General features: G+C 63.7%; 17 protein-coding genes. 10 read left to right on the top strand and 7 right to left on the bottom strand.

Annotated elements, in window-relative coordinates; all coding sequences use genetic code 11:
- Positions 1 to 72 precede the first annotated feature (72 nt).
- The 5 genes from ilvD (at position 73) to C7G42_RS25345 (ending at position 5,325) form a co-directional block, all read left to right on the top strand.
- Positions 73 to 1,767 (top strand): dihydroxy-acid dehydratase, encoded by a 1,695-nt coding sequence (ilvD, locus tag C7G42_RS25365; protein ID WP_106951661.1) that lies wholly within the window; start codon positions 73 to 75, stop codon positions 1,765 to 1,767.
- Between the two features lie 82 nt (positions 1,768 to 1,849).
- A complete protein-coding gene (locus C7G42_RS25360; protein WP_106951660.1) occupies positions 1,850 to 2,695 on the top strand; it encodes an ABC transporter ATP-binding protein in 846 nt (281 codons plus the stop codon).
- On the top strand, positions 2,692 to 3,477 hold the full coding sequence (locus tag C7G42_RS25355) for an ABC transporter permease (RefSeq protein ID WP_199581131.1): 786 nt from the start codon (positions 2,692 to 2,694) through the stop codon (positions 3,475 to 3,477). Before C7G42_RS25360 ends, C7G42_RS25355 begins: the two co-directional genes overlap by 4 nt.
- Positions 3,477 to 4,241 carry an ABC transporter permease gene (locus tag C7G42_RS25350; protein ID WP_199581130.1) on the top strand — a complete coding sequence of 255 codons (765 nt, stop codon included), beginning with the start codon at positions 3,477 to 3,479 and terminating at the stop codon, positions 4,239 to 4,241. The genes C7G42_RS25355 and C7G42_RS25350 overlap by 1 nt, the downstream gene beginning before the upstream one ends.
- Before the next feature lie 37 nt (positions 4,242 to 4,278).
- Entirely contained in the window at positions 4,279 to 5,325 is a 1,047-nt protein-coding gene (locus tag C7G42_RS25345; protein ID WP_106951657.1) for a 2,5-dihydroxypyridine 5,6-dioxygenase NicX family protein, read from the top strand.
- Here the strand turns inward: C7G42_RS25345 and C7G42_RS25340 are convergent.
- Genes C7G42_RS25340 through C7G42_RS25320 form a run of 5 tightly spaced genes read right to left on the bottom strand, consistent with a single transcriptional unit; the run spans position 5,322 to position 11,031 of the window.
- Positions 5,322 to 6,314, bottom strand: coding sequence for a 3-hydroxybutyryl-CoA dehydrogenase (locus tag C7G42_RS25340; RefSeq protein ID WP_106951656.1), 993 nt, complete (start codon positions 6,312 to 6,314; stop codon positions 5,322 to 5,324). The two genes, C7G42_RS25345 and C7G42_RS25340, sit on opposite strands and share 4 nt — an antisense overlap.
- 3 nt (positions 6,315 to 6,317) lie before the next feature.
- The gene (locus C7G42_RS25335) at positions 6,318 to 7,406 is read right to left on the bottom strand and encodes an NAD/NADP-dependent octopine/nopaline dehydrogenase family protein (protein WP_106951655.1); all 1,089 of its coding nucleotides are present in this window, start codon (positions 7,404 to 7,406) and stop codon (positions 6,318 to 6,320) included.
- A complete protein-coding gene (locus C7G42_RS25330) occupies positions 7,403 to 8,929 on the bottom strand; it encodes a class I adenylate-forming enzyme family protein (protein WP_106951654.1) in 1,527 nt (508 codons plus the stop codon). Before C7G42_RS25330 ends, C7G42_RS25335 begins: the two co-directional genes overlap by 4 nt.
- 2 nt (positions 8,930 to 8,931) lie before the next feature.
- Entirely contained in the window at positions 8,932 to 10,221 is a 1,290-nt protein-coding gene (locus C7G42_RS25325) for an acyl-CoA dehydrogenase family protein (protein WP_106951653.1), read from the bottom strand.
- 12 nt (positions 10,222 to 10,233) lie between these two features.
- The gene (locus tag C7G42_RS25320; protein WP_245427944.1) at positions 10,234 to 11,031 is read right to left on the bottom strand and encodes an alpha/beta fold hydrolase; all 798 of its coding nucleotides are present in this window, start codon (positions 11,029 to 11,031) and stop codon (positions 10,234 to 10,236) included.
- A gap of 211 nt (positions 11,032 to 11,242) precedes the next feature.
- Between C7G42_RS25320 and C7G42_RS25315 the strand changes: the two genes are divergently transcribed.
- The 4 genes from C7G42_RS25315 (at position 11,243) to C7G42_RS25300 (ending at position 16,636) form a co-directional block, all read left to right on the top strand.
- The gene (locus C7G42_RS25315; protein ID WP_106951651.1) at positions 11,243 to 12,013 is read left to right on the top strand and encodes an SDR family NAD(P)-dependent oxidoreductase; all 771 of its coding nucleotides are present in this window, start codon (positions 11,243 to 11,245) and stop codon (positions 12,011 to 12,013) included.
- A 31-nt stretch (positions 12,014 to 12,044) separates the two neighbouring features.
- A complete protein-coding gene (locus C7G42_RS25310) occupies positions 12,045 to 12,881 on the top strand; it encodes an enoyl-CoA hydratase family protein (RefSeq protein WP_106951650.1) in 837 nt (278 codons plus the stop codon).
- Positions 12,882 to 12,978: 97 nt separating this feature from the next.
- Positions 12,979 to 15,330, top strand: coding sequence for a bifunctional salicylyl-CoA 5-hydroxylase/oxidoreductase (locus C7G42_RS25305; protein ID WP_106951649.1), 2,352 nt, complete (start codon positions 12,979 to 12,981; stop codon positions 15,328 to 15,330).
- A gap of 55 nt (positions 15,331 to 15,385) precedes the next feature.
- Positions 15,386 to 16,636 carry a flavin-dependent oxidoreductase gene (locus C7G42_RS25300; RefSeq protein WP_106951648.1) on the top strand — a complete coding sequence of 417 codons (1,251 nt, stop codon included), beginning with the start codon at positions 15,386 to 15,388 and terminating at the stop codon, positions 16,634 to 16,636.
- Positions 16,637 to 16,643: 7 nt separating this feature from the next.
- Here the strand turns inward: C7G42_RS25300 and C7G42_RS25295 are convergent, their stop codons facing one another.
- Positions 16,644 to 17,099, bottom strand: a complete 456-nt coding sequence (locus tag C7G42_RS25295; protein ID WP_106951647.1) for a cupin domain-containing protein — start codon at positions 17,097 to 17,099, stop codon at positions 16,644 to 16,646.
- A 29-nt stretch (positions 17,100 to 17,128) separates the two neighbouring features.
- Positions 17,129 to 18,301 (bottom strand): ABC transporter substrate-binding protein, encoded by a 1,173-nt coding sequence (locus C7G42_RS25290; RefSeq protein WP_106951646.1) that lies wholly within the window; start codon positions 18,299 to 18,301, stop codon positions 17,129 to 17,131.
- A 280-nt stretch (positions 18,302 to 18,581) separates the two neighbouring features.
- On the opposite strand from C7G42_RS25290, the gene C7G42_RS25285 reads away from it, so the two are divergent.
- Positions 18,582 to 19,073, top strand: coding sequence for a MarR family winged helix-turn-helix transcriptional regulator (locus C7G42_RS25285; RefSeq protein ID WP_094972675.1), 492 nt, complete (start codon positions 18,582 to 18,584; stop codon positions 19,071 to 19,073).
- The last annotated feature ends 63 nt before the right edge of the window (positions 19,074 to 19,136 follow it).

The raw sequence follows: 19,136 nt of genomic DNA, 5'->3' as shown, positions 1-19,136 counted from the left end.
CAGGCGGATGATCCGAACCCGTGCGCGCGGCGTCCCGGGTCATCCGGGACGGGGCACGAAGAAGATGCACGTATGAAGAAGTTGCGATCACGAGTCACGACAGACGGCCTCGACCGGGCCCCGCACCGCGCGTTCATGCGCGCGATGGGGCTCGACGACGCTGCGATCGCCAGGCCGATGGTGGGCGTCGTTAGCATGAAGGGCGAGCAGACGCCCTGCAACATGACCCACGACTTCCAGGTGGCCGCGGCCAAGACCGGCATCGAGGAAGCCGGCGGCACGCCGCGTGAATTCTCGACCATTTCGGTGTCCGACGGCATCAGCATGAACCACGAGGGCATGAAGTTCTCGCTGTTTTCGCGCGAGCTGATCGCCGACTCGATCGAGGCCGTCGTTCATGGTCTGGCCTACGACGCGCTGATCGGATACGGCGGATGCGACAAGACGCTTCCCGGCGTGATGATGGGCATGGTTCGATGCAATGTGCCGTCCATTTTCATCTATGGCGGCAGCTCGCTGCCGGGCCGCGTAGACGGGCGTACGCTGACGGTACTCGATTCCTATGAGGCTGTCGGCAGCTTCATGACTGGTGAGATCGACGGCGCCACGCTCGAGCGGATCGAGCGTGCCTGCCTGCCGACGATCGGCGCGTGCGCCGGCCAGTTCACCGCGAACACCATGGGGATGGTCTCGGAAGCGATGGGACTGACCATTCCCAACGTCTCGATGGTGCCCGGTGTCTATGCAGAGCGTGCGCAAATCTCGCGACGGGCCGGACGGCTGATCATGGAGATGCTGGAGCGCGGCGGGCCGCTGCCGCGCGACATCGTGACACGGAAGTCCATCGAGAACGGCGCGGCGATCGTCGCGGCGACGGGAGGCTCGACCAATGCCGCGCTACATCTGCCCGCCATCGCGAACGAGGCCGGCATCGCGTTCACGATCGATGATGTGGGCGAGGTCTTTGCTAGGACGCCGCTGATCGGGAATCTGCGCCCCGGGGGCAAGTACACCGCAAAGGATGTCTACGACATCGGCGGCGCGGCGGTGGTGATCCGTGAACTGATCGAGAGCGGTCACATCGATGGCAGCTGCATCACCATCACCGGCCGCACGCTTGCTGAGGAATATGGCGCAGCCAACGCTCCCGATGGCGAGGTGGTTTACGCGTCTCGCGCACCGATCATGCCTGATGGCGGTGTGGCGGTTCTGAAGGGAAATCTCTGTCCCGACGGGGCGGTGATCAAGGTTGCGGGTTTGAAGAGCCAGTTCTTCGAAGGCGTGGCGCGCGTGTTCGAGGATGAGGAGGCTTGCGTCAAAGCGGTTCGTGATCGGAGCTACAAGGCGGGCGAGGTTCTCGTGATCCGCAATGAAGGCCCGGTCGGTGGCCCCGGCATGCGTGAGATGCTCGGCGTGACCGCGCTGATCTACGGGCAGGGCATGGGCGAAAAGGTGGCGCTGATCACGGACGGCCGGTTCTCCGGCGCGACCCGTGGCATGTGCATCGGCTACGTGGCCCCCGAGGCATTTGTCGGCGGTCCACTGGCGCTCGTTCGCGACGGTGACAAGATCCGGATCGATGCCGCGAACCGACGGATGGATGTCCTGCTCAACGAGCAGGAACTCGCCGCGCGTCGACGAGATTGGAAGCAACGCCCGCCGCGCCACCGGGCAGGCGCGCTTGCCAAATATGCGCGATTGGTCGGGCAGGCGCCGGGCGGCGCAGTAACACATGAAGGTCCGGCGGAATGGCCGTGGTTCGAATGACGCATTGTACCGGTGCGAGAACTATCGCCTGTCTGGCAGGCTTCTTGCTAAGCTCGTGTCTCACGGTAAGGCGAGCGACGGAATGACGGTAGTGCCTGCGAGATCGAGCAAATGGGTGAGACCGGTGACATCACAAGAGCCGGCTTCTGCGATCATCGAGATCGATCGCGTCTCGCAGGTCTTTCAGACTTCGGCGCGCAAGGATCATGTGGCGCTTTCGGACATCTCGCTGACGATCGAGGAGGGCGCCTTCGTTTCCATCCTTGGGCCGTCCGGCTGTGGCAAGTCGACACTGCTTTATATCGTCGGCGGTTTCGTCAGTCCGACCAGCGGCTCGGCGAAGATCAAGGGACATGCGATCACCGGGCCGGGTCCGGATCGTGGCCCGGTGTTCCAGGAGTTTGCGCTGTTCCCCTGGAAGACCGTGCTGGGCAACGTGATTTACGGCCCGCGTCAGCAGGGCGTGCGCGCCGCCGAGGCGGAAGCGCAGAGCCGGGCCCTGATTAAGATGGTTGGCCTAAAGGGCTACGAGAACTTCTACCCCAAGGAATTGTCGGGCGGTATGAAGCAACGCGTGGCGCTGGCGCGGACGCTTGCCTACCATCCCGAAGTGCTATTGATGGATGAGCCGTTCGGTGCGCTCGACGCGCACACAAGAACGCGCCTGCAGAACGACCTTCTCAACATCTGGGAGCGCGACCGCAAGACGGTGCTGTTCGTCACCCACTCGGTGGACGAAGCCGTCTTTCTCTCGGATAAAGTCGTGATGATGTCGAAATCGCCCGGCCGCATCCGAGAGGTTATCGACATTGATCTGCCGAGACCGCGTCGCCGCAGCGAGCTGCTGCTCGACCCGCGCTATCAGAAATACGTCGTCGATATCGAGCGCATGTTCGATGAAAGCGACGAAGCCGGGCCCGCCTCGTGATGTCGCCGGCCGCCTTGCTCAGACGGGTCGCCCCGGTACTGGCCTGCATCGGATTGCTGGCAGTGTGGCAGGTTGCATCCCTCGCGCTCAAGAACGACAGCTTCCCGACGGCAACTGAGGCGATCCGGGCAATTCCGGATATTCTCGGCGACAAGGAATCCCTGATCAACATCCTGGCGTCGCTTCGCCGGATGGCGCTCGGGTTCGGTGTGGCGGTGCTCATCTCGATTCCGCTGGGCCTGTTGATGGGACGCAGCCGGGGCGTCGCGGCGTTTTTCAATCCGCTTCTGATGGTGATCTATCCGGTGCCGAAGGCCGCCTTGATGCCGATCATCATGCTCTGGCTGGGCGTCGGCGACGTTACCAAGACATTGGTGATCTTCCTGGGCGTCAGCCTCCCCGTGATCTATCACAGCTTCGAGGGCGCCAAGGCTGTTGAAGAGAAGATGCTGTGGTCGGGTGCTGCCATGGGGCTTTCGCCCGCACAACGCCTGGTACGGATCGTGTTGCCCGCAGCGTTGCCGGAGATCCTGACCGGCTGCCGCACGGGGCTGGTGCTGGCGCTGATCACGATGATAACCAGTGAGATGATCGCCCGCCAGTCCGGCGCCGGCAACATTCTGTTCAATGCGCTGGACATGGGCCAGTACGACACCGTCTTTGCGATGATCATCATCGTGGGGGCGATGGGAATCTCCCTCGACGCGATCTTTGAAAGGGTTCGTGCCAGACTCGTGCGTTGGTCCGAACCTCAGTTTGACATGCCGCTGAGCTTCTCGTGATGTCGCGCCTTCTCTCCGCGAACGTCCTTCTTGGGATTGCCCCGATCGCGCTGGTCATCGCCTTGTGGCAAGGCCTGGTGTCATTCGGATTCGCGCCCGCGGTCTTGCTGCCGCCGCCGGGCTTTGTCTTCAGCCGGCTGCTCCAGCAGCTCGTGACGTGGACGTTTCAGCAGGAGATCGCGGCAACCCTGATCCGGCTGTTTGCAGGGTTTGCGATTGCTGTCGTGCTGGGTGTCAGCATCGGCATTGCCGCCGCCGCAAATCCGGCGATCAATGCCGTGGTCCGGCCGATCGTCCGCGTATTGGCCCCGCTGCCCAAGGTTGCTCTCTATCCGGCGCTCCTGCTTTTGCTCGGCTTCGGCCACGGGTCGAAAATCACATTGGTGGCCGCGGATGCACTCTTTCCCATTCTGCTCTCGACGTATTATGGTGCCTCGACCGTCGAACAAAAGCTGATCTGGTCGGCGATGGCAGCGGGAACGCGACGCTACGAAATCGTCCTCAAGGTGGTGTTGCCGGCGGCGATGCCATCGATCCTGACTGGATGCCGGATCGGGCTTGTCATTTCCTGCATCGTGGTGTTTCTGGCCGAGATGATCACGTCAACGGATGGATTGGGGCACGCGCTCGTGACTGCGGCGCGAACATTTCAGGCCGTCGACATGTTCGTGCCTCTGATCACGATCTCGCTCTTGGGCCTGATCCTGAATGGCTTGCTCGGGGCGCTGCGTTCATACTTGCTGCGGGGCTTTCCCGAGGCTTGAACTGACCAAGAAGAAACCGGAAGACCGGGAGTGAACCATGCTGGCTGATCGCATCGAGGCAAAATGGATCGACGCATTTTGCGAGATCTTTGAACGCTGTGCCGTCAAGGCCGGCGATACCGCGGCGATCCTCTCCGAAACCCAGTCGCGTGCGTTGAACGTGCATCTGGCGGAGCTCGCGCTGCTGCGCTTGGGCGCGCGGCCGTTTCACGTGGTGATGCCGACGCCGCGCAACCGGAATATCGTTCCGGTTCGCTCGACGGGGGCGAGCGAGGCGATCCAGAAGCTTGGTCCGGTCATCAGTGCGCTTCAGCAGGCCGGTTTCGTGGTGGATTGCACCATCGAGGGCTTGATGCACGCGGTGGAGACGCCGGAGATCCTCAAGGCCGGCGCGCGAATCCTGGTGATTTCCAACGAGCATCCCGAGGCGCTGGAGCGGATGGTGCCGGATCCCGCGCTCGAGAAGCGCGTCCGGACGGCGGCGAAGATGCTGCGCGGGACCAAGCGAATGCGGGTGACGTCGAAGGCCGGCACCGCGCTCGACGTCGATATGGTCGGCGCGTCCACGGTCGGTGTGTGGGGCTGGACCGACAAGCCCGGCACGCTGGCGCACTGGCCCGGTGGCATCGTCGTCAGCTTCCCCAAGAGCGGGACGATCAACGGCACGCTGGTGATGGCGCCCGGCGACGTTAATCTCACCTTCAAGCGCTATCTGACGTCGCCAGTGACGATGACCTTGAAAGACGACTATGTCGTCGAACTCCAAGGCGAGGGCACGGATGCCGCGATGATGCGCGCCTATCTCGCGGCGTGGGGCGATCGCGAGGCCTATGCGGTGTCGCATGTCGGTTTCGGCATGAACCCCGCAGCGCGTTATGAAGCGCTGTCGATGTACGACCAGCGGGACACCAACGGCACCGAGATTCGGGCCGTCTCCGGCAATTTCCTGTTCTCGACCGGCGCCAACGAATTCGCGGGCCGCTATACGGCGGGACACTTCGACCTGCCGATGATGGGAACGACCATCGAGCTCGACGGCGTCGCGGTCGTTCGCGAAGGCGTGTTGCAGGACGTCTTCGGTTAATTGCGGTCGAGCACGGGTGGGCGTGCCAGGTCGAAGTGCCGTAGCAGGTCCACCATGGCCTGAAGCCGCTTTACACGATAGGCATCGACGTCCATGCCCGAATAGTCGAGAAAGCCGGCGCCCGTGCGCAAGCCGATCCGGCCTTCATGCATGTTGCGTGAGATGACGTCCGGCGCCCGATAGCGGTCGCTGCCGAGCGCGCCTTCGAGATAGCGGCTGGCATAGTACAAGATGTCGCCACCACCCCAATCGATGAACTCGAGCAGTCCGAGCACGGCATAGCGGAAGCCGAAGCCATAGCGGATCGCCTTGTCGATCTCCTCGGCACTGGCGACGCCTTCCTCGACCATGCGCGCGGCCTCGTTCATCGCCAACGCCTGGATGCGCGGAACGATGAAGCCGGGCGTCGCCGCACAGACGACCGGCACCTTGCCGATGCCTTCGAGCAAGGCCTTGACCTCGACGATGATGGCGGGGTCGGTGGCCTTGCCGGGCGAAACCTCGACCAGCGGGATCAGATAGGCTGGGTTGAGCCAGTGCACGTTGAGAAAGCGGCGGGGGTTCACGATCGCACCGGATAGATCGTCGACGAGGATGGTCGATGTCGTCGATGCGATGATCGTGTCAGGACCGATTTGCCTTGAAGCTGCCCCCAGCACCTCGCGCTTGAGCTCGACGACCTCAGGAACACCCTCAAAGACCATTCCGGCTTCGGCCAACGCCGCGCCGCTCTGGCTCGCCGGCACCACCGAGACCCTCGCGATCAGAGGATCAACATCCGCTTCGGTCAGCAGTCCCAGCTTCGACAGGCTGGCAAAGGTCTTCCCGATCTCGCCCAGCGCGTCCGCCTTCAGCTTGGCGAACTCCTCCGCGGAGCGCGCCTTGATGTCGATCATCCTGACCTTGTGCCCAGCGTAGGCGAACGCGACGGCGATGCCGCGCCCCATGCGGCCAGCCCCCAGACAGACGATGTTAGCGCGATTGGTCATCGATCAGAATCCATTGCGGAGTACCGTCTGCAATTCGGTCTTGCAGAGGTTGTCGAGCCTCAGCGTCCCGAGCGTTCTGCCACCTCGCGCAAAATCATCGCCGCAAATCGCGCCGCCGATCGACAGGAACGCTTTGGCCAGCGGCGTGGCCACGCCAGCCAGTCCGGCGACCGACACCAGCAGCGACAGCCCGAGCCGCAGATCCTCGCGCATGTAGCGGTGCTCCGTCAGCACGATCCGCTCGCGCCAGTCGCCGGAGTCCGTCAGCCGGTCATGCGAGCCGCGGCCATACATCCAGATCTCGCCTTCCTTCGCATAGTGATGAGCGAGCGGAAAATGCGGCGCGCCGTAGCCGAGCGCTTCGCGCACGGCGATGCGCTCGGCGTCAAGTGCGTCGGTCACCCGGCGGATCGCGGCCTGGGTGCCTTCCTTGTGAATGTCCCAGCGCTCGAAATGCTCGATTGGACCTGCATTCATCACGATCAGCGGCGGATGGATGATCGGGCCGGCATTCATCAACGCCCCTGACAGCGCGTCTCCGCACGGCTCGATCGCGTCGGGGAAAGCGCGTCCGATCACGTCAAGCGCGTGCGGTGCGTGGTCGAGCGGGAACACCCCGACCGGAAGCCGTTTGGCGCGGATGGTGATCGCGACCTCGAAAGGTCCGTGCTTGCGGGTCAGCCACGGCAGCGTGCCGGTTTCGGCAAAGCTTGCCTTGGCGTGGTTGCCGGCGTCCCGCGCCGCCTGGGCGAAGATGATCGAGCCGAACGTTGCCGGCGGCAAAAACACGACCTGGCCGTCTCGCAGATGCGGGGCGAGCAGGCGAGCGATATCTGCTTGTGCAAAGGCAGGAGTGGGGCACAGGATCAGCTCCGTTCCATCGACGGCCGCCGCCATGTCGGTCGTGACCAGCGCGAGCTTCACGTCGTGGCGGCCGTTGTGATCCTTCACCAAAATGCGCGAGCCGGCAGCGCGATGCGCCGTGACCTGACCGGCATCGCGGCGCCAGAGCCGCACCTCATGCCCCGATAGCGCAAAATCGCCCGCGGCCGCGAAAGAGCCGTTTCCCCCACCCAGAACTGCGATCTTCAAGAGTCTTCTCCTTGCGCGCGGGACTGCGCATCGAGCTGCTTCAGCAGGAAATGCTGGACCTTGCCTAGCGCCGTTCGCGGCAGGTCGGCGACGAAGACGATGTCGCGCGGCACCTTGTAGCGGGCGAGTTGTGCCTGGAGATGGCCTCGCAACTCGTCCGTATCGAGCCGGCAGCCGGATCGGGGGATGACATAGGCGATCGGCACCTCGTCCCAGCGCGGGTCAGGCCGGCCGATCACGGCGCATTCGCTGACATCGGGGTGTTCGAGCAGAACGCGCTCGACCTCGGCCGGATAGACGTTTTCCCCACCTGAAATGATCATGTTCTTCTTGCGGTCGCGCACCCAGAAATAGCCGTCGGCGTCGCACAGGCCGATATCGCCGGTGCGATACCAGCCGTCGTGCAACGCATCGCGTGTTGCGGCCTCGTTGCCCCAATATTCGAAGAACACATTGGGGCCGCGCACCGCGATTTCGCCCGGCGTGCCAGCTGGCGCCTCATTGCCGGAATGATCGACCACCTTCGCTTCGCAGCACAGGCCGGCAAGCCCGGTCGATCCCGCCCGCGAAAGGTCGCCGCCGAGCCGCGTGTAGACGGCGATCGGGCAGGTTTCCGTCGAGCCGTAAACCTGAAGCACCGGGACATTACGCGCGACGAAACGCTCGATCAGATGCGGCGGTACGATGGTCGAGCCTGTCGCGACGGCCTTGAGTGACGAGAGATCGGCCGCCGCCCAGGCAGGATGCTCGCTCACGGCCTGGATGATCGCAGGCACCATGACCGTGAGGGTCGGCCGCTCGTGCTCAATGGCCGCGAGCGCGGTGTCCGGCGCGAAGCGGGCGTGGATGGTGACAGTCGCGCCCAACTGAAGCGCCGGCGTTGTCTGGATGTTGAGGCCGCCGACGTGGAAAAATGGCAGCACGGTCAGCACGTGGTCGTCGGACGTCATGTTATGCATGTGCTGGCTCATGACGCCATTCCAGAACAGCGCCTCCTGGCGCAGCACCGCGCCTTTCGGGCGCCCTGTTGTTCCCGATGTGTAGACGATCAGAAGCGGGCACGATAGATCGGTGTGTGGATTCCGGCTGCTGCCGTCGCTGCGCGCCAGCAGGCCTTCGAATGTCGTGCCACGATGCGGCGTGAAGTCGAGGCCGACAACGGATGTCCCCAGCGCAAGCTCGGGGAGAACGCCCTCGAATGCTTGCTCGAGCACCAGCACCTTGGCGCCGGCATCGGTGAGGATGAAGAGTTGCTCGGCGACCGCGAGCCGCCAGTTGAGCGGCACGAGCATCGCACCCAGCCGTGCGCACGCGTAGAGCAGGACCAGATAGTCCGGCCGGTTCAGGCTGAGGATGGCAACACGGTCGCCGCGGCCGACGCCGAGCTCCTGCTTCAATGCCGTCGCGGTGCGTCCGATGCGTGCGGCGAACGCGGCATAGCTGAGCCGCTCGTCCTCGAAGGCAATGGCCGTCCTGTCTGGCGAAAACGCCGCGTTGCGATCGATCAGACTGCAGAGGTCCACCGTCAGTCGTCCGTCTCGCCGGTCTCGTACAGCGCGTCGCGCCCGATCCGGTCGAGGCACAATTCGGCGGTCCACGGCAGCATCAGCGAGCCGCAGCGGCTGTCGCGGTAGATCCGCTCCAGCGGCAGCGAGCGAAGCATGGCCTGGCCGCCGCAGGTGCGGATCGCGAGCGTGGCGAGCTCGTTGGCGCCCTCCATCACCGAATATTGCGCAGCATAGGCGCGCAGCACCTGCTCCTTGCTCGGATTGGCACAGGCTTCGGTGACCGCCTGGAACCAGATCGCCTTGATCTGCTCGAGCTTGATCTGCATCTGCGCGACCGCGATCTGCTTGGTCGGATACATCCGCCGCTTAACGGGCGGCATTCCCGGCACTTCGCCGCGCAAATAGCGCACGGTGAAATCATAAGCGGCTTGCGCCAGGCCCATGTAGGTCGGCGACAACGTCAGGAACATGTGCGGCCAGCGCATCGCCGCCTGGAAGTAGACGCCGCGCGGCATCAGAGCAGAATCTTGCGGCACGAACACATCCTTGAACAGCAGCGTGCGTGAGACCGTGCCGCGCATGCCGAGCGGGTCCCAGTCGCCGACGACCGAGACGCCTTCCGATTTGGCCGAGATGGCGAGATACAGCGTGTTGCGGCGGGACGCCTTTTCGCCTTCCTCGATCTCGGTGCAGAGCACGCCGTAATAGTCGGCATGACCGGAGAGCGATGCAAAGATCTTCTTGCCGTTGACGATCCAGCCGCCCTGCACGGGTTTTGCTTCCGTGCCGAACGCGACGCCGCCGGCGGCGGCCGCACCGCCCTCCGAGAAGGGCTGCGAATAGATCGCGCCGTCATCGACGATCCGCTTGTAATGGACCGCGCGCCGCCGTTCGTGCTCGGCGCGGGTCTCGGCGTCCATGTCGAGATCGTCGGCGAGCGGGCCCGACCATAGGGTCGAGCAGACATGCATGTTCCAGGTCAGCGCAGTCGCACCGCAATAGCGGCCGATCTCGGCCGCCGCCAGCGCATAGGTCTGGTAGTTCGCGCCGAGCCCGCCGTGTTTCTTGGGAACGGCGATGCCGAGCAAGCCGACGCGATGCAGATCGCGATAATTCTCGGTCGGGAAGATCGCCTCGCGATCGTAGGTGGCAGCGCGACCGGCGAACACGCTTTGGCCGATCTCTCTTGCCCGCGTAATGATGCCGGCCTGCTCGTCGCTCAGGCGGAAGGCGACGGGATCGAAGATCGGAGCATCCAACGTGACCTTGCCGGTCGCGCCAATGGTCTTGCTGACTTGCATGGTCATTGCGCAGTCACCTTACGCTTTGGTCGTAACGGAATTCAGGAAGCGGCCGAGCGCCTCGTCGAAGGTATCAGGACGTTCCAGGTTGGCGAGATGGCCGACGCCGGCGAGCTCGACATAGTCAGCCCCGGGAATGTAGGTCGCCGTCTTCGCCATCATGGGCGCGGGCGCATTGTTGTCCTTGGATCCCGACAGTAGCAATGTAGGGACGGAAATATCCCCGAGCGTGCCGCGCTGATCGAAGCCGATGAGAGCCAGCATCATGGCGCGATAGCTTGCCTCCGGCACGCTTCGCATGCATTCGCGTGCAAGTTCCATCCCGTTCGGATCGGGATCGTCGCCGACCAGTTCCTTCACCAGCGAAGGCGCCAGCGATTTCATCGTCTCGCCGCGATCGAGCGGCCCGAGCCGCGCCGCGATGAACGCTTTTTGCCAGTCGCCGTCGGCCTTGCCGAAGGCCGGACTGGTTTGCGCCAGCACCACGGCGCGGGCCAGTTTCGGATACTGCGCCAGACATTTCTGGACAATCATGCCGCCAATGGAATGGCCGACCAGAATGGGGCTTGTTGCGCCAAGCTGTTCGATGAATTGCTGGAGCGCATCAGCCAGGGCAGCGATGCTGACGCTGGCGAGGGGGGCCGAGCCGCCATAGCCCGGCATGTCCCACGCAATCGCGCGGAAGCGATTGCCGAACGTTGCAAGCTGCTGTCGCCAGCTCCGAGCCGCGCCGCCGATGCCATGCAGGAAGATCAGTGGGATCGCGCCCGGGTCGCCGGCGGCTTCATAGGCGAAGCGTCCGTCCTTTGTTATCATGGGCACAGGCTGCGACACGCGACATCCTTCTGCTTTGTCTGTGGATGCTAACAGGCCTTGCGGCCATGGGAAGCGATAATTTTATACTTAAAGCAATTTTCGGGCCGCGTTTCGTGGCGCGGCATTCGGAGCGAGCAGCGGCTTCATTGCAAAAGTTTGAAGGTTAAAATATATCGTAAGGCACGAGCCGCAGATCTGAGGGAGCCAGCGCATGTCCGGATTGCCGCACTCGCCGCACTCGCCGCACGCGCTGGTCACCGGGGGCGGCCGCGGCATCGGCCGCGCGATCGCTGAGACTCTCGCCAGTGCCGGCGCCACTGTGACGATCATCGGCCGAAACGCTACGGCCCTTGAAGAGGCCGTCAACGCAGGCGCCGCGCATTTTGCGGCCGTCGCCGACGTCGCGAACGAGATCGCTTTAAGGGCTGCCATCGCCGAGGCCCATGCGCGCAAGCCGATCGATATCCTGATCGCGAATGCAGGCAGCGCCGAATCCGCGCCATTCGCGAAGTCGGACAGTGCCCTGTTTGCGCGCATGATGAACATCAATTTCATGGGCGTGGTCCATGCCATCCACGGCGTGCTGCCGGGTATTAAGGATCGTCCTTACGGTCGTATCGTGGTGATTGCGTCGACGGCGGGCCTCAAGGGCTATGCCTATGTCAGTGCATACGCCGCGGCCAAGCACGCGGCGATCGGGCTCGTTCGTTCGCTGGCCCTGGAGTTGGCCGGTAGCAACACGACCGTGAACGCGGTTTGTCCTGGGTTCACCGATACCGACCTCGTCGCCGGCAGTATCGACAACATCATGAAGAAGACGGGGCGCAGCCGCGAGCAGGCGGTCGGCGAACTTGCCAAGCACAATCCGCAGGGGCGGCTGATCGCGCCTCAAGAGGTGGCCGACGCCGTCCTTTGGCTGTGCGGGCAGGGCGCCAGTGCGATCACCGGACAGGCAATCGCGGTTGCTGGCGGCGAAATCTAGCGGCGCGCAATAAACAGACCAAGGAGATCGTATGAGCAGACCAGTCAATCCCGTCACCGTGCCGCTCGCGGATTATTCGCCGCAGCATTTCCTGCTGGCCGTGGTCGAGGGTGTCGCGACGGTCACGCTCAACCGGCCGGAAAGAAAGAATCCGCTGACGTTCGAAAGCTATCGGGAGTTGACCGATCTCTTTCGCGCCTGCGCGTTCGACGATGAGGTCAAATCCATCGTCGTGACCGGCGCCGGCGGCAATTTCTCGTCCGGCGGCGACGTGTTCGAGATCATCGGCCCGCTGGTGAAGATGGACACCAAGGGACTTACGGCCTTCACCCGGATGACGGGCGACCTCGTCAAGGCGATGCGGGCCTGCCCGCAGCCGATCGTTGCCGCTGTCGAGGGTATTTGTGCCGGGGCCGGCGCGATCATTGCCATGGCCTCAGACATGCGCCTTGCGGCGAGCGGGACCAAGGTTGCCTTCCTGTTCAACAAGGTGGGTCTGGCTGGCTGCGATATGGGCGCCTGCGCGATCCTGCCGCGGATCATCGGGCAGTCCCGTGCCTCCGAGCTGCTCTACACCGGCCGGTTCATGACGGCAGAGGAGGGCGAGCGCTGGGGCTTCTTCAGCCGCATCGTCACGCCGGAGCAGGTGCTACCCCAGGCGCAACTGCTGGCAAAGCAGATCGCGGAAGGGCCGACCTTCGCCAACACCATGACCAAACGGATGCTGGCCATGGAATGGGCCATGTCGGTGGAGGAGGCGATCGAGGCGGAAGCCGTTGCACAGGCCCTGTGCATGACCACGGCCGACTTCGAGCGCGCCTTCGAGGCCTTCGCCAACAAGGTGAAGCCGGTATTCAGGGGCGGCTAGACGGCCTCTTTGTCCGAGCCAGCCAGCAACGGGGACTTGCGCGAAATTATTTTAGGCTTAAAATAGTTTCATGGCCGGGTGAATTGGCGAGGCTCCCATGAAAGTCGCGATCATCGGTGGCGGACCTGCGGGTCTCTACGCTGCGATCCTGCTCAAGAAGCAGCGCCCGGGCGCCGACATCACGGTGTACGAGCGCAATCGGGCCGACGACACCTTCGGCTTCGGCGTGGTGTTCTCGGATGCTACGCTGGACAATTTTGAAAAGCACGATCTGCCGAGCTATCGCCGCATCACCCAGGAGTTCGCCTACTGGGACGACATCGCCGTGCACTTTCGCGGCACCGTCCACCGGGTCGGCGGTAACGGCTTTTGCGGATGCTCCCGAAGCAAGTTGCTCCTGATCCTCCAGGAGCGGGCCCGCGAGCTTGGCGTCGTCCTGCACTTCGAGGTGGACATCGACGACGAATCCCGGTTCGTCGATGCCGATCTCGTCCTGATCGCCGACGGTATCAACAGCCGATTCCGCGAGAAATACGTCGATCACTTCCAGCCCGAGGTCGACCTCCGCTCCAACAAGTTCGCCTGGATGGGCTCGACAAAGCCGCTCGATGCCTTCACCTTCATCTTTCAGGAGACCGAGTGGGGGCCGTTCATCGCCCACGCCTATCAATATGAGGCCGGGCACTCGACCTGGATCTTCGAGACCGATCCGGAGACGTTCGAGCGGGCCGGCCTGACGGGGCTGGACGAGACGCAATCCGCCGCGCGAATGGCCCAGATTTTCGGCTGGTTCCTCGATGGACACAAGCTGCTCGTCAACCGTTCGATGTGGCGCAATTTCCCGATGATCCGCAGCAAGCGTTGGGTCAAGGACAACATGGTGCTGCTCGGCGATGCCAAGGCGAGCGCGCATTTTTCGATCGGATCCGGCACCAAGCTCGCAATGGAAGACGCGGTTGCGCTGGCCGAAGCGATGGAGAAATCTCCCAGCATCAAGGCCGCGCTCGACGTTTACGAGCACGGCCGACGTGAGGAAGTCGAGAAGACGCAGCACGCTGCCGACGTCTCGCTGGTCTGGTTCGAGCATGTCGACCGCTTCTGGGACTTCGATCCCGTGCAGTTTGCCTTCGGCGTGATGACGCGCTCCAAGGCGATCACCTATGACAATCTGAAGCTCCGCGCGCCGGATTTCGTGGCGGAGGTCGAGAAGTCGTTTGCCAAGCAGGTTCGCGACAGCGGCTTTGACGTCGATACCTCAAAGCCGGTGGTGCCGCTGTTCCAGCCGTTCCGGCTGCGGGAGATGGCGGTCGCCAATCGCGCGGTGATGTCGCCGATGTGCATGTATTCGGCGAAGGAGGGCGTGCCGACCGATTTCCATCTGGTGCATTACGGATCGCGTGCGATCGGCGGTGCCGGCCTGATCTTCACGGAGATGACCTGCGTCAGCCGCGATGCCCGCATCACGCCCGGCTGCGCCGGCCTGTGGAACGACGAGCAGGAAGCATCGTGGCGACGCATCGTGGATTTCGTCCACGGCAATTCGGCGGCAAAGATCTGCCTCCAGCTGGGCCACGCCGGCCGCAAGGGCGCGACCAAGCTGATGTGGGACGGCATCGACCGTCCCCTGGACGAAGGCGGCTGGGACGTGGTCTCGGCGTCACCGCTGCCCTATTTTCCCGACAGCCAGGTGCCGCGCGAGCTCGATCGCGCCGGCATGAATGCGGTGCGGGATGCCTTCGTCGCTGCGGCCGAGCGCGGCGAGCGCTGCGGTTTTGACATGCTGGAGCTGCACTGCGCCCACGGCTATCTGCTCGCGAGCTTTATTTCGCCGCTGACCAATACCCGCACGGACGCGTATGGCGGCTCGCTGGAAAATCGTCTGCGTTTCCCGCTCGAGATCTTCGAGGCGCTGCGCGCGGTCTGGCCGTCGCACAAGCCGATGTCGGTACGCATTTCCGCGACCGACTGGGCCGACGGCGGTATCACCGGCGACGATGCGGTGGCGATTGCGGGCGCTTTCGCCGAGGCCGGTGTCGATCTCGTCGATGTCTCGACGGGGCAGACCGTCCGCGATGCGCAGCCGATCTACGGGCGCATGTTTCAGACGCCGTTTTCGGATCAAGTCCGCAACGAGGCTCGCGTGGCCACGATGTGCGTCGGCAACATTACGACGGCCGACCAGGCCAACACCATCCTGGCTGCCGGCCGGGCAGACCTCGTCGCCCTCGGCCGGCCCCACCTGGTCGATCCCTTTTTCACCATGAAGGCGGCCGCCTGGTACGGGGCAAAGGACGCGTTCTGCCCGCCGCAATATCTGCCCGGAATGGATCAGATTTTCCGCAACAGCGTCCGCGACCGTCAGGATCTCGAGGAGCTGCGCATTAAGGCTAAGCCCAAGACCCGGGCGGAGCTCAAGGCCGAGGCGACAAAGCCGCTTGCGGCAGAGTAACCGCCCGTGCGACGTTAACCTCATTGCCTCAGATGTTTCGAGTGGAGTAAGGGCGATGAAGGCGATTATCGTCGGTGGCGGTATCGGTGGTCTCACTACGGCGCTGATGCTGCGTTCGCGTGGCATCGGATGCGAGATCTTCGAGCAGGCCGACACCATTCGCGAACTGGGCGTCGGCATCAACACGCTGCCGCATGCCATGCGCGAGCTCGCCGGACTCGGCCTGCTCCAGAAGCTTGACGATGTCGCTGTTCGTACCGACCAGCTCTATTACCTCAACCGCCACGGCCAGGAGGTCTGGCGCGAAGCCCGCGGCGTCGACGCCGGTCACGACGTGCCGCAATTCTCGATTCATCGCGGCCGGCTTCAGGGCGTCATCCATCGCGCGGTCGAGGAGCGGCTCGGGCATGAGGCGATCCACACCGGCTGCCGTCTCGGCGCCTTCACGCAGGACGAGGGCGGCGTTACAGCCTATTTCTTCGACCGCGCCGGCGCGCATATTCACACCGCGCGCGGCGACATACTGATCGGCGCCGATGGCATCCATTCCCGCGTTCGCGACACGCTGTTCCCGGACGAGGGCCCACCCTGCTGGAACGGCTTGATGCTGTGGCGCGGTGCGCGCGACTGGCCGCTGTTCCTTACCGGTAAATCCATGATCGTGGCCGGCGGCCTCAATGCGAAGGTTGTGATCTATCCAATCGCGGAGGGATCGAGCCCGGCAAGCCGCCTGACCAATTGGGCCGTGCTGGTGAAGGTGGGCGAGGGCAATGCGCCACCGCCGCGCAAGGAAGACTGGTCGCGACCGGGCCGCCGCGAGGAGCTGATGCCGCACGTCGCCCGCTTCTCGGTGCCCTATCTCGACGTGAAGAGCCTGATCTCGGCGACGCCCGAATTCTACGAATATCCGACCTGCGACCGCGATCCCTTGCCGTATTGGTCGTCCGGACGCGTGACGCTGCTCGGCGATGCCGCGCATCCCATGTATCCCGTCGGCTCCAATGGCGCGTCACAGGCGATCCTCGATGCGCGCTGCCTTGCTGATGCGATGGTGCGCGCGGAGCATCCGCGCCAGGCGCTGCTCGAATACGAGAAGAAGCGCCTGCCGATGACGGCCGATATCGTCCGCTCCAACAGGCGCGGTGGGCCCGAGGGCGTCATCGACGCAGTCGAGCAGCTGGCACCCGATGGATTCGACAATGTCGACAACGTGCTGAGCTATTCCCAGCGCGAGGCCATCGTGCGCGGCTATGCCACCAAAGCCGGGTTTGCCGCGGTGCCGGGCCTTGCAGCGGTGCGCGCCTAGCGCGCGGTTAGCCGCCGGGAGGCGGCGGCAGGAAGTGGATGTTGAACTCGGCCGCCATCGCCACCACGTCATCGGGCTTCTGTTCCTTCATGTTGTGAAGGCCCCAGAACAGGTCGAACAGCTTCTTGGTCGGCGAGACCCAGAATAGCACTTTTGCGGTCTGCTCCGACTTGTTGAAGATGCCGTGCGGCACGCCCATGCCGAGGCGGATCAGGTCGCCGGCGCTTGCCTGCGACTCCGAATTGCCGAGCATGAAGTCGAGCTTGCCCTCGAGCATATAGAGATATTCGTCCTGGTCGGGATGAATGTGCGGCGGCACGAACGTGCCCGGGGGCAGCGTCGCGTGCCAGGAGAAACTGTGCTCGGTCTTGCTCTTCGGCACATAGGTCTGGCCCAGGATGTTCCAGGAAATGCCCTGGATGCCCTCATTGGCCCGTGTGATGCCGGTGATTTCGCTGCTCATTGAAGAGTCCTCCCGTAACCCGTCGCGGCTTAGTTCGCCGCCTTGCAGTCCTTGGCGTAGCGATCGCCGTAATTCTCGAAGACCTTCTGGACGATCTCGGTCTGGAACTTGCCGTCCGGACGCTTGGCGACCTTGGTCAGGTAAAAGTCCTGGATCGGATAGCCGTTGGTGTTGAACTTGAAGGCGCCGCGCAGCGAGGTGAAGTCGGCCTTCTTCAGCGCAGACCCAACCGCGTCCTTGTTCGACAGGTCGCCCTTCACGGCCTTGATCGCACTGTCGATCAGCATCGCGGCGTCGTAGGCCTGGAAGGCGTAGGTGCCGGGCACGACGTTATAGGCGGCCTCGTAGGACGCGACGAACTTCTTGTTCTGGGGATTGTCGAGATTGGGCGCCCAGTTGGCGCCGCCAAACATGCCGACGGCCGCGTCCTGCTGCGCCGGCAAGGTCGATTCATCCACCGTGAATGCCGAGAGCACCGGGATGCTGTCGGCAAGGCCCGCCTGCCGGTACTGCTTGACGAGATTGACGCCGAGGCCGCCCGGCATGAACGTGAAGAGCGCATCGGGTTTCTGCGAGGAGATCTTGGAAAGTTCCGGCTGGAAGTCCAGCGTGTTCAGCGGCATGTAGGATTCCTCGACGATCTCGCCCTTGTAGTCGAGCTTGAAGCCCGCCACCGAATCCTTGCCGGCCTGATAGTTCGGCACCATCAGGTACATGCGCTTGTAGCCGCGATCCTGCGCGACCTTGCCAAGGATCTCGTGCACCTGATCGTTCTGATACGAGGTCACATAGAAGAACGGGTTGCAGTCCTTGCCGGCAAAGGTCGAGGGGCCCGCGTTGGGGCTGATCAGGAAGGTCTTCGATTCCGTCACGGGCCGGTGGATCGCCTGGAGGATGTTGGAGAAGATCGGGCCGATCACAAAGTCGACCTTGTCGCGCTCGAGCAGTCCCTTGACCTTGGTCACCGCTGCGTCCGGCTTCAGTTCGTCGTCGACCACGACGACCTCGACGTCACGGCCGCCCATCTTGCTGCCGAGGTCCTTGACCGCGAGCGCAAAGCCGTCGCGAACCTGCTGACCAAGCGCGGCGGCCGGTCCCGACAGGGTCACGATCACGCCGAGCTTGATCTTCTCCTGGGCCAGAGCAGGGGTCATTGCGGTGCCGAGCAGCAAGGCTGCGGCCAAGGTCGATTGCATTCTCATGATCTGTCCCCCGTGACATCCGGGCTTGCGCTACAAGCCTTCGTACTCTGATCCAAGCTTATGCCGATGATGGCGGCCGCGGCAAGCAGGGCGCAATGTGTCGCCATCCCGTGCGAAGCGGCGCATGCAAGCAGCGCGCCAATTATTTGAAGCCTAAAGAAATTGGCGTGCGCTTGATTGTTGCAGCTTTGGACTTGCGGCCGGCTTCAATTTATTTGAAGCTCAAAACGTTGGGGAATCCGTGCCGGCGCCAATGCCGCCGAGAGTGACTGCACCCGAGATGCTCGATTCCGAGACCAAGGCCGTCGAAACTCCGGAGGACCACGCCGACGAGCTTCGGCTATGGTTGCGCCTCCTCACCTGCACGACGCTCATCGAAGGCGAGGTCCGCGGCCGGCTGCGGCAACGGTTCGACGTCACGCTGCCCCGTTTCGATCTGATGGCGCAGCTCGACAAGGCGCCCGACGGCATGACGCTGTCCGATGTCTCCAAGCGGATGATGGTGTCGAACGGCAACGTCACCGGTCTCGTCGAGCGCCTCGTGGAGTCCGGCCATCTCGACCGTCGAACCTCGGAGACGGATCGCCGGGTCCAGGTGATCCGCCTCACGAAACTCGGTCGCGCCGAGTTCCGCAAGATGGCCGCGGAGCACGAGACCTGGATCGCCGATCTGTTCGTCGACCTCTCGCCGAAGGACGTCCGCGAATTGATGCGGCTGCTCGCCAAGACCAAGGCCTCCGCGCAGAAATCGGCCGCGCGTCGCCGGACGTAGGAACGGCGTCCCGATCCCTTTGCCGCCGGAAAAAGCACGGGATGCCCAAAATCCGCTATTGCG

The sequence above is a fragment of the Bradyrhizobium sp. MOS003 genome, from assembly GCF_003020125.1.
GTDB lineage: Bacteria > Pseudomonadota > Alphaproteobacteria > Rhizobiales > Xanthobacteraceae > Bradyrhizobium.
This window is presented reverse-complemented; position numbering and strand designations above follow the sequence as displayed.

Coding starts and splice junctions, on each gene's coding strand:
- ilvD (WP_106951661.1), top strand. CDS start 73: ATGAAGAAGTTGCGATCACGAGTCACGACAGACGGCCTCGACCGGGCC.
- C7G42_RS25305 (WP_106951649.1), top strand. CDS start 12,979: ATGAAAGTCGCGATCATCGGTGGCGGACCTGCGGGTCTCTACGCTGCG.
- C7G42_RS25290 (WP_106951646.1), bottom strand. CDS start 18,301: ATGAGAATGCAATCGACCTTGGCCGCAGCCTTGCTGCTCGGCACCGCA.
- C7G42_RS25350 (WP_199581130.1), top strand. CDS start 3,477: ATGTCGCGCCTTCTCTCCGCGAACGTCCTTCTTGGGATTGCCCCGATC.
- C7G42_RS25360 (WP_106951660.1), top strand. CDS start 1,850: ATGACGGTAGTGCCTGCGAGATCGAGCAAATGGGTGAGACCGGTGACA.
- C7G42_RS25325 (WP_106951653.1), bottom strand. CDS start 10,221: ATGACCATGCAAGTCAGCAAGACCATTGGCGCGACCGGCAAGGTCACG.
- C7G42_RS25315 (WP_106951651.1), top strand. CDS start 11,243: ATGTCCGGATTGCCGCACTCGCCGCACTCGCCGCACGCGCTGGTCACC.
- C7G42_RS25310 (WP_106951650.1), top strand. CDS start 12,045: ATGAGCAGACCAGTCAATCCCGTCACCGTGCCGCTCGCGGATTATTCG.
- C7G42_RS25285 (WP_094972675.1), top strand. CDS start 18,582: ATGCTCGATTCCGAGACCAAGGCCGTCGAAACTCCGGAGGACCACGCC.
- C7G42_RS25320 (WP_245427944.1), bottom strand. CDS start 11,031: ATGATAACAAAGGACGGACGCTTCGCCTATGAAGCCGCCGGCGACCCG.
- C7G42_RS25295 (WP_106951647.1), bottom strand. CDS start 17,099: ATGAGCAGCGAAATCACCGGCATCACACGGGCCAATGAGGGCATCCAG.
- C7G42_RS25300 (WP_106951648.1), top strand. CDS start 15,386: ATGAAGGCGATTATCGTCGGTGGCGGTATCGGTGGTCTCACTACGGCG.
- C7G42_RS25340 (WP_106951656.1), bottom strand. CDS start 6,314: ATGACCAATCGCGCTAACATCGTCTGTCTGGGGGCTGGCCGCATGGGG.
- C7G42_RS25345 (WP_106951657.1), top strand. CDS start 4,279: ATGCTGGCTGATCGCATCGAGGCAAAATGGATCGACGCATTTTGCGAG.